Origin of the sequence: Dactylosporangium sp. CA-092794, assembly GCF_050948465.1 — a bacterium.
Taxonomy (GTDB): domain Bacteria; phylum Actinomycetota; class Actinomycetes; order Mycobacteriales; family Micromonosporaceae; genus Dactylosporangium.
Genome location: NZ_CP192044.1, coordinates 1,216,656 through 1,231,359 on the forward strand (window position 1 = coordinate 1,216,656; position 14,704 = coordinate 1,231,359).

At 74.0% G+C, this 14,704-nt stretch carries 12 protein-coding genes; 6 read left to right on the forward strand and 6 right to left on the reverse strand.

Features of this window, described 5'->3' with window-relative positions; genetic code table 11:
* Positions 1–6 precede the first annotated feature (6 nt).
* The 3 genes from ACQPXD_RS05290 to ACQPXD_RS05300 are packed head-to-tail and all read left to right on the forward strand — an operon-like array spanning position 7 to position 1,716.
* On the forward strand, positions 7–390 hold the full coding sequence (locus ACQPXD_RS05290) for a YwqJ-related putative deaminase (RefSeq protein ID WP_432835373.1): 384 nt from the start codon (positions 7–9) through the stop codon (positions 388–390).
* Entirely contained in the window at positions 387–872 is a 486-nt protein-coding gene (locus tag ACQPXD_RS05295) for an SUKH-3 domain-containing protein (protein ID WP_432835374.1), read from the forward strand. Before ACQPXD_RS05290 ends, ACQPXD_RS05295 begins: the two co-directional genes overlap by 4 nt.
* A gap of 4 nt (positions 873–876) precedes the next feature.
* Positions 877–1,716 (forward strand): SseB family protein, encoded by an 840-nt coding sequence (locus ACQPXD_RS05300; RefSeq protein WP_432835376.1) that lies wholly within the window; start codon positions 877–879, stop codon positions 1,714–1,716.
* A 378-nt stretch (positions 1,717–2,094) separates the two neighbouring features.
* On the opposite strand, the gene ACQPXD_RS05305 is transcribed toward ACQPXD_RS05300, so the two are convergent.
* The 3 genes from ACQPXD_RS05305 to ACQPXD_RS05315 all read right to left on the reverse strand — a co-directional run bounded on the left by ACQPXD_RS05305 (position 2,095) and on the right by ACQPXD_RS05315 (position 4,904).
* Positions 2,095–3,189 (reverse strand): hypothetical protein, encoded by a 1,095-nt coding sequence (locus ACQPXD_RS05305; RefSeq protein WP_432835378.1) that lies wholly within the window; start codon positions 3,187–3,189, stop codon positions 2,095–2,097.
* Positions 3,186–4,403 carry a type VII secretion protein EccE gene (locus ACQPXD_RS05310; RefSeq protein WP_432835380.1) on the reverse strand — a complete coding sequence of 406 codons (1,218 nt, stop codon included), beginning with the start codon at positions 4,401–4,403 and terminating at the stop codon, positions 3,186–3,188. Before ACQPXD_RS05310 ends, ACQPXD_RS05305 begins: the two co-directional genes overlap by 4 nt.
* Before the next feature lie 120 nt (positions 4,404–4,523).
* Entirely contained in the window at positions 4,524–4,904 is a 381-nt protein-coding gene (locus ACQPXD_RS05315) for a nuclear transport factor 2 family protein (protein ID WP_432835382.1), read from the reverse strand.
* Between the two features lie 71 nt (positions 4,905–4,975).
* On the opposite strand from ACQPXD_RS05315, the gene ACQPXD_RS05320 reads away from it, so the two are divergent.
* The 3 genes from ACQPXD_RS05320 to ACQPXD_RS05330 are packed head-to-tail and all read left to right on the forward strand — an operon-like array spanning position 4,976 to position 8,967.
* The gene (locus tag ACQPXD_RS05320; RefSeq protein ID WP_432835384.1) at positions 4,976–5,602 is read left to right on the forward strand and encodes a Dps family protein; all 627 of its coding nucleotides are present in this window, start codon (positions 4,976–4,978) and stop codon (positions 5,600–5,602) included.
* A 22-nt stretch (positions 5,603–5,624) separates the two neighbouring features.
* Positions 5,625–8,084 (forward strand): Hsp70 family protein, encoded by a 2,460-nt coding sequence (locus ACQPXD_RS05325; RefSeq protein ID WP_432835386.1) that lies wholly within the window; start codon positions 5,625–5,627, stop codon positions 8,082–8,084.
* Between the two features lie 40 nt (positions 8,085–8,124).
* Positions 8,125–8,967, forward strand: coding sequence for a hypothetical protein (locus ACQPXD_RS05330; RefSeq protein ID WP_432835388.1), 843 nt, complete (start codon positions 8,125–8,127; stop codon positions 8,965–8,967).
* Positions 8,968–9,663: 696 nt separating this feature from the next.
* Here the strand turns inward: ACQPXD_RS05330 and ACQPXD_RS05335 are convergent.
* From ACQPXD_RS05335 to hisN, 3 genes are all read right to left on the reverse strand, one after another.
* The gene (locus ACQPXD_RS05335; RefSeq protein ID WP_432835390.1) at positions 9,664–12,672 is read right to left on the reverse strand and encodes a putative bifunctional diguanylate cyclase/phosphodiesterase; all 3,009 of its coding nucleotides are present in this window, start codon (positions 12,670–12,672) and stop codon (positions 9,664–9,666) included.
* A 152-nt stretch (positions 12,673–12,824) separates the two neighbouring features.
* Positions 12,825–13,802, reverse strand: a complete 978-nt coding sequence (locus ACQPXD_RS05340; RefSeq protein WP_432843653.1) for a hypothetical protein — start codon at positions 13,800–13,802, stop codon at positions 12,825–12,827.
* Between the two features lie 82 nt (positions 13,803–13,884).
* Entirely contained in the window at positions 13,885–14,703 is an 819-nt protein-coding gene (gene hisN / locus ACQPXD_RS05345; RefSeq protein ID WP_432835392.1) for a histidinol-phosphatase, read from the reverse strand.
* Position 14,704: the final 1 nt, after the last annotated feature.

Genomic DNA, 14,704 nt, shown 5'->3' on the forward strand with positions numbered 1-14,704 from the left:
TCCGGCATGGTTCGTAGGCTGCCGCTGACCGCGGGCGCGCTGCTGGTGGGCGACACCGTCTTCCAGCACACGTCGGTGCGCGGCGACACGCCGCCCGAGCTGCACGCGCTGATCCGCCGGTTCCTGCACGAGCTGCCGGTCGAGTCGCGGGAGCGCTACGCCGGGTCCTGCGCCGAGATCGTGCTGGTCTCCGACCGGCTGCACGAGGCCGAGCGGCGGCTCGGCGCGCCGCTGACCCCGGCCGCCGCCCGGGCCGAGCTGTGGGGGGCGCGGCTTTCGCTGGTGCACATCCGGGAGCGGGGCGACCCGATGCACGGGCGCCCGGCGCCGCCCTGCCGCGGCTGCACCGCCCTGCTCGACTGGCTCGGCGTCGAGGTGGGTGACGAGTGACCGGCTTCCCTGCCGAGGTGGAGAGCGCCCTGCGCGAGGCCGGCTGGACGCCCGGCCGCGCCGACACGGCCCGGGCCCGAAGCTGGGCCCTCGCGCTGTCCTCGCACGCCTCCCCGGCCGGCCACCAGCACACCGTCGTGCCGCCCGCGCTGGCCGTGTTCGCCGAGTTCGGCGGGCTGACGGTGCGCGCGGACGGCCCCGGCGCGGAGGTGGCCCGCTGCGGGATCGTCCTCGACCCGCTGCGCGGCCTGCACTTCGCCGCGACGCTGGCCGACCTCGGCGCCCTGATCGGCGCCCGGCTGACGCCGCTGGGCGAGCAGCTCGACGGCGCCGGGCTGCTCGCCATCGACGAGCACGGCCGGGTGTTCGTCCTCGACCACACCGCCGACTGGTATCTCGGCGCCTCCGTCGAGGAAGCCATCACGGTGCTCGTCGCCGGTCGCGTGCCGGCCCGCCTCCGCGACGACGGCGCCTGGGCGTAACGCGATGACCGTCTGGCGGCCCACGACGGAGGCCGAGGAGGCGATGGCCGCGGCCGTCGCGGCCGGCGACGAGCTCGCCTACTGCAGGGCGCTGTCCGACGAGGCGCTGTACCTGCCGATCACGCCCGAAGCCGCGGCCGGGCGCGAACCGGTGACCCTGGCGACCGCCCGCGCGCGGGGCGTCACCTACGCGCTGGCCTGGACCTCCGCCGCCGCGCTGCCGCCGGAGATCCCGGCGGTGCGGCGGGCGCCGCTGTTCGAGGTCGTGTCCGCGATCGCCGGGCTGGGCTGGGGCATCGCCGTCGACCCGGGGCTGCCGGTGCAGGCGTATCTCTCGCCCGACGCGGTGCGCACCCTGCCGCCCTGGGAGCCGGAGTGGGCGCCGCTGGATCACGCGCTGCGGCTGGCGGTCGAGGCCGGGGACCGCGACGCGTACATGGGCGCGCTGCTCGACGCTCAGCTGCTGCTGCCGCTGCCGACCGCGGAGGAGCTGTCGGTGGCCGCGGCGACGCCGGACGACTACTGGACGCCCGTGCGGACCGACGTCTCGCGGGACATCACCGACCCGGAATTTCCGTGGTGGCGGACCTCGCGGGTGGACGGCGAGGCGGTGGTCTTCGCGTTCAGCTCGCTGCCGCACCTGCAGGCCGAGCTCGGGGACCGGGAGTGGATCGCCGTGCGGTTCGTCGACGTGGTCGTGGCGTGGCCGGAGGGGGGCGGGGCGCTGCGGGTCAACCCGGGCGGCGGCAACGGGGTGGAGCTGCCGGCCTCGGCGCTCGCCGACATGTATTCCCTCGTGCTCGCGGCCCTGCACGAGAAGAACCGGCCGCGGGATGAGCGATAGTCCCGCTGGTGCCGTGCCGCTTTCTGGGCGCACTAGGGCCTGTGTCGAAGTCGGCGGTACTGGCGGACCGCGCTGAGGTTCGGGCGTGTCGAGATCGGCGATGAGCGAGGTCTCCGGTCGTTGGTGAACGGCCCCGGCGGCGCTTTCTCTCCGCGATCATGCCGAGGAGCGTCCCGAATGGCGGGATCTCCATGATCGTGGAGCGATGATGTACCAGGAGCGGCACTATCGCTCCGGGATCATGAGGATCCCAGCCAGTGGACGCGTCCGGTGCATGATCGCGGAAGCAAAACGCCGCACCGGCCGTACACCACACCGGCCGCAGAGGCCACCAGCGCCGCACACCCAGGAAAACGCGTGGCCCAGCGTAGTTTCGGGCTAACGCTGGGGTGGGCCGTGGTACTGCCGCTCGACGGTGGTGGGGGAGAGCCAGACGTAACGGTTGGCGCCGCTGCCCATCAGGGCCAGCATGTCGGGCGACATTTCCTGCAGCAGGCCGGCGCCGCTCTCGGTGAGGTTCAGGGCCGAACCGGCCACGGCCGCCTCCGGCCGGCTGAGCTGCTGCAGCATCACCAGGTTGCAGCCCTGCAGGGTGTGCGCGTGCTCGGCGCCGAGGCGGCGGACCACGGTCACCTGGGTCTGCCACGGGCGCAGCTCGGGGCGTGCGCCGAAGCCGACCTGGCTCACGTCGGTCACGATGAGCAGCGGCTGCCGGGCGCTGGCCGGCGCTGAGGGCGGGCGCGGGTCGTTCCAGAGCACCAGGCGGTCGTTCATGCCCGTTGCCCACTCGCCGAGACCCTGCCACGGGCGCGGGTCGCCGGTCATGACGATGACCCGGGCGCCGAGGGCCAGCGCGCGGAACACCAGGATTCGCTGCGCCCACAGGCCGCCGACGAGCGTCACGCGGGTGGGCTCGGGGCGGAAGAAGCGGATCGGCACCGGCTGCCGCTGGTAGTCCACGCCGAGCATGAGGCCGGTCGTCCCGGTGCCGCCGCGCACGTGCTTCAGGGCGGCGGCGCTGACCTCGTGCCACTCCACCCGCAGGCGGGGCAGGTCGAAGGCGGGGAGCCGGCGGCCGGTCCGGGCCGCGCCGGCGAGGGCCACCGCCTCCGTCGGGGGGCCGCCCGGTCCCTCCTGCCAGAGGCTCCGGTCCGTGGTCGCCGGCTCGGCGGGCGCGATGGTCGCCGCGGCCGCCTGGGCGGCCTGCCAGGGCAGGCTTGGGGCGGAGGTCCGGGAGAGGGAGCTCTCCAGGTCGAACTGCGGCTGCGCCACGGCCGGGCGCACCTCGGTCGTCGTGTGCGGCTGGGCCTGCCGCTGCTGCGGCACCACGGGCTGCGCCGGCGCCGGGACGGCCGGAGCCGGCTGCGGGTGTGGTTGCGCCTGGACGGCGTAGGGGCCGGGCGGCGCCGGACGGTAGAGGCCGACCTCGTCCGGCGGCTGGGGCTGAGGCTGGGGCTGGGCTGGCTGGGTCACTTGGCACCGCCTCCGGTCGGGGCGCAGGCGTAGACGGCCGGGCCGTGCTCGCCGTCGAGCCGCACCAGCTCGGCGTGTGCGGCCGCGGCGGCCTCCTCGACCGCGCGCGCCGACGGCTCGAGGGCGGCCGCGGTGGCCGCGACGCGCACCAGGCAGCGCAGCGCCAGGCCGTCGCCGTCGCCGTCGCCGTCGCGGGTCAGTGTCAGCGATGTCGCCGAGGAGGCGGCGGGCAGCGAGACGAGCCGCTCCAGCAGCGCGGACGCGTCCTCCGGCCGGGGCCAGGTCTTGAGCCAGAACGCGTTGTGCGACAGCTCCCCGGACCGCCAGGCGGTCCACTCCTCGTTGGGCCGCCACGCCTCGCCGGCGGCGGCCGGGTCGAGCTCGCAGGCCCGCACCAGGGCGTCGGCCAGCTCGTCGGCGGTGAGGATGCGGTGCTCGATCCCGGCGTCGCGCAGCAGCCGCCCGACCTTGCGGATGAGCGAGCCGACCAGCGCCGGGGCGTGCTCGGCGTCGTAGCTGCCGGCCATCCCGGCCTCGGCCCGCGACCGCGCCTCCAGCCGCACCGCGACCCATGTGGTGCGCTCGGCTGGCAGTGGCGGCGCGGCCTGCAGCTGCTGGAGCTCCCGATACGACCGGGCGGCGAACTGGGCGTCGTCGACCTGCTGCCACGGTGCCGGCACGCTGACCGTCGTGACCTGCACGACGGCGCCCGGGTGCTCGGCGTCGTCGAGGACGCGGGCGAGCAGATCGAGCGGTACCCCCGAATCGGCATCGCCCCGCATCGACGTCTCGGCGCCGAGGACCGCCGCGGCATACCACCCGGCGGCGTCGCACCCGATGCCGATCCGCGGCCCGTCGGCGGTGCCGCCGGGCACGTCCCGCACGACCAGCCCGGGCGCGAGTGTGCGCAGCATCACCAGCCGCCGGTCGGCCTCGGGCGTCGGGTCGGGCGCCGAGCGGCGCCGCCGGGCGTGCGCGCGCGCCAGCGAGCGCCGCTCCAGCCACCACCGGCCGTGCGTGCGCAGCAGCGCGACCAGGATGACCAGGATTCCGGCGAACGCGGTGATTCCGGCGATGATCGGCCCGTGCGGCAGCATCGCGCCGATGGCCAGCAGCACGGCCTCGACCAGCACCAGCCGCCCGATGGGCAGCCCGCCGATGGATCCGGGCCGGGGCCGCAGCCGCGGCGGCGCGGACACGGGCGGTTGAGTCATCTGGCCGGCACCCCCGTAGCTTGGTTTCGGGATCGCAGCTTACCTATCCGGCTCACCCTATGGCGGGTGCGGCGTCGAGCCCTTCATCGACGCCGCGAAATGTCACACCGGGGCGGCGGTTCAGCGGGTGATCACGCGGTGCGTGATGCGCCAGCCGTCGCTCAGGCGGCGGACCGTGTCGTCGTAGGCCACGCTGCCCACCCGGCCGTCACGCAGGACGCCGAGGCCCTTCGACAGGGCCCGGACCGAGCCGTCCGGGGACTCGCTCAGCACCACGTTCGTCACGTGGTGGGCGACCGGGCCGGCGTCGCCGAGCGCCTCGGCGGCGGCGCGCATGCCGTCCACGCCGTCGAGGACGCCGCCGCCGAGGGCCCGCACGTCGTAGACGACGTCCTCGGCGAACACCGCGCGCAGGCCGGCGAAGTCGGAACGGTCGACCAGGTGGCCGTGGAGATGGATCAGGTCGGTGATCGCGATGCGGTCTTCCATGCTCAACGTCACGGCCGCCCACTTTAGGCCGGATCACCGCCGGGGGTGAGGGTGTTTCGGCCGCGGCGGGGCACAGTCGCGCCATGCCACCAAAGAAGACGCAGGCCAAGAAGGGCGGCGGCCAGAGCCAGCCGTGGCTGCACCAGCAGGGCCGGGAGATCCAGCACTTCGGCTCGATCCGGCAGTTTCCGGTCGCGCTGCCGGCCGAGGCCCGCATGTACTCCTGCGAGCGGCTCAACCAGGTGCTCGCCGACACCCAGATCCTCTACTCGCTGTACAAGAAGCACCACTGGCTCATGCGCGGGCCGACGTTCTACCAGCTGCACCTGCTGCTGGACAAGCACGCGGGCGAGCAGCTCGAGCTGATCGACTCGATCGCGGAGCGGGTGCAGACGCTCGGTGGCATCGCGGTCGGCGATCCCCGGCATGTCGCCGAGATCACCCAGGTGCCCCGGCCGCCGGACGGGGCGGAGGAGGTGCCGGCGATGCTGTCCCGCCTGCTCGAGGCCCATGAAATGGTACTTTCCGAATCCCACGACGCGGCCGCGCGCGTGCAGGAGATGGGCGACGACGGCACCAACGACCTGCTGGTTTCGGAGGTCATCCGCACCGGCGAGCTGGAGGCCTGGTTCCTCGCCGAGCACCTGGTCGACACCCCGCTGGTGCGCACCGGCGAGGAGGCGCGGGCAGCCGCCAACGGCAGGCGTTGAAGGGAGGCGCTACCGTGTCGGCGTGACGAGGCATATCGAGTCTCAGCTGGGCGTCGACTTAGGCACCACCCACACGGTCGCCGCACTGACCGCCGCCGACGGTCGCAGCCAGCCGCTGCTGTTCGACGCCAGCTTCCTGCTGCCGTCGTCGGTCTACGCCGAGGTCGACGGGCACCTGCTCGTCGGCAGGGACGCCGAGCGCAGCGCCCGGCTGGACCCGTCCCGTTTCGAGCCCAACCCGAAGCGGCGCGTCGACGACGGCACGGTGCTGCTGGGCCAGCGCGAGTACGCGGTCTCCGACCTGCTCGCGGCCCTGCTGCGGCGCACCGCGGACGAGGCGTCCCGGGTGCTGGGGATCATGCCGGTGCGCACGGTACTGACGTATCCGGCGAACTGGGCGACCCATCGCCGCTCGGTGCTGGCCGACGCGGCGGCCCGGGCGGGCCTGCCGGCGCCGATCCTCGTCCCCGAGCCGATCGCGGCCGCCGCCTACTTCACGACCGTCCTCGGGCGCAACATCGTGCCCGGCGGCGTGCTCGTGGTGTACGACTTCGGCGGCGGCACGTTCGACACCACCGTGCTGCGCCGCCGCCCGGACGGCGGCTGGGACGTGCTGGCCAGCGACGGCCTGCCCGACGTGGGCGGCGTCGACCTCGACGCGGCGATCATCGGCCACCTCGGCCAGTCGCTGACGGTCACCGACCCGGAGCGCTGGCGGCAGCTCGTCGAGCCCCGCGACGACGCCGCCCGGCGCCGCAGCCACCTGCTGCGCGAGGACGTGCGCGCGGCGAAGGAGCAGCTCTCGCGCAGTTCCACCGCGAGCGTGCACCTGCCGCTGTTCGAGACCGACGTGCACGTGACGCGCACCGAGTTCGAGCAGCTCTCCCGGTCGTACCTGGAGCGCACGGTCGACCTGACCGCCACCACGCTGCAGCGCGCGGGCGTGCGGATCGACCAGATCGGCGGGCTGTTCCTGGTCGGCGGCTCCAGCCGGATCCCGCTGGTCAGCACCCTGCTGCACCAGCGGCTCGGGGTCGCCCCGACGCTCATCGAGCAGCCCGAGCTGGTCGTCGCGCTCGGCAGCGTGCTGGCCGCGATGCCGTCCCGGCCCGCGCCGTTCCCGTCGCCGCCGCCGCCCGCCGGCCCGCGCCCGCCGGTCATCGCCGCCCCGGGCGGTATCCCGGCCGGTGGCCCGCCGCCGAACGCCCCGGTCTCCGGGCCGGTCGGGATGCCCGTCTCCGGCGCCGGGATGCCCGTTTCCGGGGCCGGGATGCCGCCGTCGCCCGTGTCCGCGCCGATCGCGGGCGCGGTCTCGCCGGCCGGATTCTCCTCCGCCGCCATCCCGAACAGCCCGCCGCCGAACGGCCCGCCGACGGGCCGCCCGCCGGCCGGGCCGAACCCGACCGCCGTCTTCGGCGCCGCGCCGCCGCTCGCGCCGCAGATGCCGCCGCCGTACCGGCCGGTCACCCCGCCGCCGCGCTCCGGCGGTTCGGGCGGCAAGCTCGGCGTGCTGATCGCCGTTGTCGCCGTCTGCGTGCTGCTGCTCGGCGTGGGCGGTGTCGCCGCCTACCGGGCGGTCAGCGACAACAGCTCGACCCCGGACCGCGCCGCCGGCAGCGGGAGCGGTGGCGGCGGCAACCGGGGCTCCGGCGGAGGCGGCGACGCCGGCTCGGGCGGCCAGGCGGCCAGCACCAAGGAAGCCCGGCCGGGCGCCGACCAGCAGACCGTGCAGGTGAACAAGTCGGTGTGGTACGCCCAGTACAAGATCACCGTCGGGAAGCTGACCTACGACGCCAACGCCGACTCGCACAAGCTCTCCGCCGAGCTCGTGGTCGAGAACCTGGGCGAGAAGGACCAGACGCCGTATGTCAACGCGGTCTTCTCGGTCGGCGGCCAGCAGTTCACCGGCTCGCTGCGGGAGTCCACGACGGTCGCGGGCGGCCAGAAGAGCAACTACAACCTCGACTTCGGGGTGTACGAGAAGCTGAAGGCGAGCATCGCGACCGGCGAGTTCCTCTTCGGTGAGGCGGGCGAGGCCCAGGCGAAGATCCCGCTCGGCGGCGGCCCGGTGGTCGACTACGCGCCGGTGAACCTGGTCAAGGACAAGAAAGTCACGGTCAAGGACCTCGTGGTCACGTACACCACCTGCGACCTGCGCGGCGGGTTCTTCGACTACAACGGGCAGGCCAAGAACGGCTACCGGGCGATCACCTGCAAGGTCGACATCCAGTACACCGGCAGCAGCAGCCACTACGTCGGCGCCGACAACTTCCGGCTCGGCCAGCCCGACGGCACGGAGCTCGGCCCGACGACCGCGCCGAACGAGGCGCTGTCCGGCTCGCAGGTGGCGGTCGGCACCGACCTCGGCTTCCAGGTGAAGGCGGACGCGCCGGGCACCTACAAGCTGCGCCTGGTCGACCTCGACGACCACAAGACCCGCCAGGCCGGCGACATGGTGGAGGTCGACCTGGTGCTCAAGTAGCGCCGCGGAACCGATCGCCCGGCGGCCGCGTCGAAGGGGCATGAAGCGCCTGTTCGTCCTGGCCGCCGCCGCGCTCGCGGGCCTGGCCGGCTGCGCGTCGCCCGCGGGTGTCGCGCAGCCCGAGGTGTCGTTCGCTCCCGCCGATCTGGTCCTGCAGGTGCGCAGTTCCGGCGGGTTCGTCCCGGTCGAGCTGACGGTGACGGCCCTGCCGGAGCTCAGCGTGTACGGCGACGGCCGGGTCATCACCACCGGCCCGGTCCCGGCGATCTACCCCGGCCCGGCGCTGCCGAACGTCCAGGTGCAACACATCGCCCGGGCCGACGTGCAGGCCCTGGCCCGCCGCGCGCGGCAGGCCGGCGTGGGCGGCGGCGCCGACCTCGGCATCCCCAGCGTCGCGGACGCGCCGTCGACCCGGATCACCGTGCGCACCGCGGAGGGCGTGGCGGTCACCGACGCCCCCGCCCTCGGCATCGGCGACGGCACCGGCCTCACCGACGCGCAGCGTGCGGCCCGGCGGAGGCTGGAGGACCTGGTGACGGCGCTGCGGGACCTGCCCAAGACGCTCGGGGACGGCGCGATCGACCGGCCGGTGGCCTACGAGCCGGCGCTGATCGCCGCGGTCGCGCGGCCGTGGGCTCCGGCGTCGGACGGGCTGCCGGCCGACCCGCCGCCGATCGCCTGGCCGGGGCCGGCGCTGCCCGGGCCCGCGGTGCCGGACCGGCCGGGCGTCGCCTGCCTGACCGCGGAGGCGGCGCCGGTGCTGAGCGCGGCGAAGGGGGCGAACTCGCGCACGCCGTGGACGTCGGGCGATCAGCGCTGGGCGGTCGAGTTCCGCCCGCTGCTGCCGGGGGAGTCGTCCTGTGCGGACCTGACGGCTCGCTAGGGCCTGTGTCGAAGTCGGCGGTATTGGCGGACCGCGCTGAGGTTCGGACATGTCAAGATCGGCGATGAGCGAGGTCTCCGGTCGTTGGTGGAACGACCAAGAACCGTAAGGGGCCCGCGGTGCGGCGCTTTCTTTCCGCGATCATGCCGAGGCGCGTCCCGAATGGCGGGATCCCCATGATCGTGGAGCGATGATGTACCAGGAGCGGCACTATTACTCCGCGATCATGAGGATCCCAGCCAGTGGACGTCTCCGGTGCATGATCGCGGAAGCAAAACGCCGCTCCGGCCGCAGGGGCCCCCGGCGCCGCGCGCGGCGGGCTGGGGCGGGCTGGGGGCGTGCCGCTGTGGATCGGCGGGGTTGAGCCGGCCGCTGGATCTGGCGGCGTGGGAGGGCGCAAGCCGGGGTCGAAGGCGGCCGGGCACCGGCTTTCGGCCCGTAACCCCACCAGCAGCGCCACGCGGTGGAGTGCGGGTCGAGCGCAACCGCGCCGTCGCGGCCCGGGGTGGCGCACCTGGGGGCTACGAGACTGCGGTGCACATCGCCGCGATCAACGAATGGCTGCGACTGACTTTGATACAGGCCCTGGCTAGGGCACGTGATGCGGGTCGTGGTGGTGCCGCCCGACAGCTTCCTGTCACCATACATGAGCCGAAAAAATCGGACCCCTGGCTGTAACCGGCGCAGTGTAGCGGGTCAGGCCAGGGCGGCGGCCGGGGCATCGGTCGGGGGGAGCAGGGCGAAGGCCTCCGCCTCCGGCAGGGGGCGGGCGAACAGGTAGCCCTGGCCGTAGGGGCAGCCGATCTGCCGCAGCGCCTCCCGCTGGGCCTCGTGCTCCACGCCCTCGGCCACGACCGACAGGTTGAGCGTCCGGGCCAGCTGCACGATCGCCGTGACGACCGCGCGCTGCTGGGCCGACGAGTGGATGTCGTCGATGAAGGACTTGTCGATTTTGAGCACGTCGATCGGCATGTGCTGCAGGTACGACAGCGACGAGTAGCCGGTGCCGAAGTCGTCGATGGCCAGGCGTACGCCCATCGCGCGCAGGGCGTCGAGGTCGGCGCGGACCTGGTCGTCGTCGCGCAGCAGCAGGCTCTCGGTGATCTCCAGCAGCAGGGTGCCGGGGGCCATGCCGCTGCCGCGCAGCAGCTGGCGGATCTCCTCGACGAACCCGGGCGTGCGGAACTGCCGGGCCGAGACGTTGACGCTGATGTACCGCGGCGCCCCGGCCGCGCCCGGGCGCTGCCCGCGCACGGCGGCGGCCGCGGCCTGCTGGAGCACGGTCCGGCCGATCGGCACGATGAGGCCGCTCTCCTCGGCCACGTCGATGAAGTGGCCGGGCGCGACGATGCCCCGGCCGGGGCGGTTCCAGCGCACGAGGGCCTCGAAGCCGCGGGGTTCGCCGGTCTCCAGGTCCACGATCGGCTGGTACTGCAGGACGAACTGCTGCTCCTTGACCGCCTGGTCCAGCGCGGCGCGCAGCTCCAGCCGCTCCAGCACGGCCGTGTGCAGATCCGACTGGTACCGCCGCCACTGCCCCTTGCCCGCGCCCTTGGCCACGTAGAGCGCCAGGTCGGCCTGGCGCATGAGCTCCTCGGCCGAGCCCGCGTCCGGTGTCGTGGACAGGCCGATGCTGCTGATGCCGTTGACCGACGCGCCGGCCACCGCGAACGGCTCGGCGAGGGCGTTGGTGATGTGCTCGGCGGCGAGCTCCAGGTCTGCGATCGAGTCGGTCTCCAGCAGCGCGGCGAACTCGTCGCCGCCGAGGCGGGCCACCGTGTCGGTGGGGCGCAGCGCGCCGCTGATCCGGGCGCCGACCGCCTGCAGCAGCGCGTCGCCGACGGCGTGGCCGAGCGTGTCGTTGACGATCTTGAAGTCGTCGAGGTCGATGAAGAGCACGCCGACGTGGCTGCCGTCGCGCCGGGCGCGGGCCACCGCCTGCTCGGCGCGGTCGGCGAACAGCACGCGGTTGGCCAGGCCGGTGAGCGAGTCGTGGAACGCCTGCCGGATGAGCTGCTCCTCCATGCGCCGGCGCTCGGTCACGTCCCGCACGGTCAGCACCAGGCCGCCGACGGTGGGGTCGGCGCGCAGGTCGCGGCAGTCCACCTCGACCAGCAGGCCGGCGCCGTCCACCCGCACCGCGCGCACGTCGATCATGTCGTGGCCGTGCCGGCCGGCCCGGACCTGGCCGAGCCGCTCCGCCAGGCGGACGCGGCCGTCGTCGGCGACGAACCGCCACAGCTCGGCGCCGGCGATCCGCTCGTCGCCGAAGACCGGGCCGGCCGACGGGCTCGCATACCGGATGACGTCTCCCTCGTCGACGATCAGGATCACGTCGGAGGTGTTGTGGATGAGGGTACGGAAGTATGCCTCGCTGCTGCGCCGGTTGACCTCGGCGGTCAGCGCGATGCGCTCCAGCGCCATGGCGGCCTGCGCGGCGAGCACCTCGAAGGTCGGCTGCAGCGCCTGCAGCGCCTCGGTCGGGGCGGAGAGGTACAGCGTGTCGCCGGTGACGCCGAGCGGGTGGCGCAGCGCGGAGCTGAACTCGCGCAGCTCGGCGCGGAGGTCTGGGGACAGGCCGGCGACGCGGACCAGGCCGGGCGCCGGGGAGCGTCCGGCGGCGCCGTCGCGGGTCAGCAGGACGATGTGCCGGGTGCCGTCGGGCAGCAGCCGGGCCAGCGCGCGGCGGACCGCGGCGACGACCTCGCCGGGGTCGGCCGCCGACACCAGGGTGGTGGTCGTCTCGCGCAGCTCGCGCTCGCGGGCCACCGCCTGCCGGTGGTTGGCCATGACGCCGGCCAGCCGGGTCAGCACGAGCACGAACATGACGCCGGAGCAGGCGGCGACGACGGAGGCGTCGCGCACCTCGCCCAGCACCTCCTCGGCCAGCAGCACGCCGGGGGCGATCAGCGAGGCGGTGCCGAGCAGCGCGATGCGCCGCACGCCCAGGTCGGATGAGCCCGCCCGGGCCGGCTGGGTCAGCTTGACCATCGAGGGGTGCAGGGCGGCCGCGGCCCAGCCGAAGTAGCACAGCACCCAGCCCAGGTCGGTGGGGCCGCCGACCTGCCAGGAGCCGTTGAGCTGGATGAGGCCGTACACCACGTCGGCGACCAGCAGGCCGGTGGTGCCCAGGCCGAGCAGCATGATCGCGCCGGTACGCCGCGCGCCGCCGGTCAGCAGCCGGGCGAACACGGCCAGGGTCAGCACGTCGCCGAGCGGGTAGGCGACCGAGACCACCTTCTGCACCGCGGTCAGCTCGTGGCTGCGCACGTAGGGGTCGATCAGGAAGATCCACGACAGCAGGGCCAGGCCGATCGTCAGGGTCGCGGCGTCGAGCAGGGCGTCGCGGTCGTTGCGGCCGGTGCGCGAGCGGATGAAGCCCAGCAGGCCGGCCGCGACCAGGGGGTACATCGCGAGGTACAGCCCGTCGGGGAAGGACGGGAACGGGTTGGTCAGCCCCATGACGTCGGTGAGCACGTTGTAGCAGAAGTCGCCCAGGCCGAAGCAGGCCAGCGCGGCGGCCAGCAGCAGCCACGGCCAGCGGCGCTCGGGCCGGTGCACGACGACGCCGACGATCACGCCGGCGACGCTGGACAGGCCGATCGCGCCCCACCAGAGCATGTGCATGTCCGGCCAGCGGTAGAAGGCCGCGGTCAGCAGGGCCATCCAGATCGCGAACCAGGCGCTGAGCTTGTGCTTGGACACGCTTGCCCCTTCCCGGTTCGCGATCCGCTGGCGCGACCTATCAGATCGGTCGTTTCGGCGCGGTTCTGAACGAGAATGCGGTGAGCGACTGGTGTCGAAGGAGTTGCCCTAAGGCCCTTGGCACCGCGGACCTGGCAGCGCCGGGCCGCCCTTCAGGCAGGCCCGGTGCGGTTCGCCCAGTCTGGCTCGGTGGGCTTCGCGGAGACCGACCCAGACCAGGCGCTCGCGGCAGGAACGGTCTGTGCGTGACGCGGCCCGAGCCCAGAAAAATCTGGAAATTCGTGAAACGCCCGAATCTCCGGCTCCTCGATGGCGTCCGGCGCGGTCTTGTGATGGTGTTGTGGCTCGGCGTAGAAGCTCAGCCCGAGCACGCCGCCGAGCGTGACCACGAAACCGGCCGCGACCAGCCACTCCCGGTGCGGCCACACGCCGTCGCCGAGGAAGAGCAGTCCGACCAGGGCGGCCGGGACCGCGCCGGCGGCGTCCATCGCGGCCACCGCGGCGGTCGTTGAGCCGCGCTGCATCGCCAGGCCCAGCAGCAGCTGGCCGACGAGCGAGTGGGCGATCAGCAGGTAGGACAGCGGATTCGTGACGAACTGCGCGAGCGAGTCCGCCGAGGCCAGCGGCCGGGACGCCACGGCGGCCGCGCCGAACGCGACCCCGGAGAGCGCGCCCAGCACCACCGAGCCGGGCGCGCCGTGCAGCCGGCAGGCGAAGAAGCCCACGGCGCCGAGCGTGACCAGCACGACGATCAGGGCGATCACGCCGCCGGTGCCGAGCTGGCGGGACGGGGCCGGTTTGGCGGCGAGCACCAGCGCGGCGATGCCCACGGTGAGCGCGAGCAGCAGCGCGATCTCGGTGCGGGGCAGCTTCCACTTGAGGATCAGCACGCCCAGCAGCGTGGTCACGCCCAGGCCGGCCGCCATGGCCGACTGCACGAGGAAGAGGGGCAGCTCGCGGCGGGCGAAGAAGGCCAGCAGGAAGCCGCCGACCTGGCAGGCCACGCCGACCAGATACGACTTGTGCCGCCCCAGGCGCAGCAGCAGCATCGGCTGGAAACCCTGGTGGAGGTCGGTGCGTGCGGCGGCTACGGACTGCAGCAGGTTGGCGACGCCGTAGGCGGTGATCATCGCGCCGAGGAACAGCCAACTCCAAGATGCCACCCGGGCAGGATAGACCCCTCCGGGAGCCGGGGCATACGGACCTAAAGGTTCACCCGGACAATCCGGACAGTCGGGTGTTGCTCAAACGGGTGAGCACGTCCTCATGCAGGTGGCCGTTCGTGGCGACCGCGCTGCCCCCGCCCGGCCCCGGGCGGCCCTCCAGGTCGGTGAACGTGCCGCCGGCCTCGGTGACGATCGGCACCAGGGCGGCCAGGTCCCACAGCGACAGCTCGGGCTCGACCATGATGTCCACCGCGCCCTCGGCCAGCAGCATGTAGCCGTAGAAGTCGCCGTAGGCCCGCTGCCGCCAGGTGCGGCGGCTGATGTCCAGGATCGCGCCCAGCCGCCCGGCCTCCTCCCAGCCGCCGAGCGACGAGTAGCAGAACGACGCGTCGGCGAGCCGGTTGACGCCCGACACCCGGATCGGTGTCGCCGCCGCCGTGTGGCGGCCGGCGTAGGCGCCGTGGCCGAGCGCGCCCCACCAGCGCCGGCCGAGCGCCGGGGCCGACGCCAGGCCGACGACCGGCTGGTCGCCCTCCATGAGTGCGATGAGCGTGGCCCAGATCGGCACCCCGCGCACGAAGTTCTTCGTGCCGTCGATCGGGTCGATGACCCACTGCCGGCTGCCCGGGCCGGCCGCGGCTTCGGTCGCGCCGTACTCCTCGCCGAGCACCCCGTCGCGCGGGCGGGCCCGGCCGAGCGTGGCCCGCAGCGCCTTCTCCACCGCCGTGTCGGCGTCGGTCACCGGCGTCAGGTCGGGCTTCGCGGTCACGTGCAGATCCTGTGCCCGGAAGCGCGGCACGGCGATCGCGTCCGCGGTGTCGGCGAGGAGATGAGCGAGGGCCAGATCGTCCGCGTAGCGCGCCATG

Coding starts and splice junctions, on each gene's coding strand:
- ACQPXD_RS05340 (WP_432843653.1), bottom strand. CDS start 13,802: ATGATCACCGCCTACGGCGTCGCCAACCTGCTGCAGTCCGTAGCCGCC.
- ACQPXD_RS05300 (WP_432835376.1), top strand. CDS start 877: ATGACCGTCTGGCGGCCCACGACGGAGGCCGAGGAGGCGATGGCCGCG.
- ACQPXD_RS05330 (WP_432835388.1), top strand. CDS start 8,125: ATGAAGCGCCTGTTCGTCCTGGCCGCCGCCGCGCTCGCGGGCCTGGCC.
- ACQPXD_RS05320 (WP_432835384.1), top strand. CDS start 4,976: ATGCCACCAAAGAAGACGCAGGCCAAGAAGGGCGGCGGCCAGAGCCAG.
- ACQPXD_RS05310 (WP_432835380.1), bottom strand. CDS start 4,403: ATGACTCAACCGCCCGTGTCCGCGCCGCCGCGGCTGCGGCCCCGGCCC.
- ACQPXD_RS05290 (WP_432835373.1), top strand. CDS start 7: ATGGTTCGTAGGCTGCCGCTGACCGCGGGCGCGCTGCTGGTGGGCGAC.
- hisN (WP_432835392.1), bottom strand. CDS start 14,703: ATGGCGCGCTACGCGGACGATCTGGCCCTCGCTCATCTCCTCGCCGAC.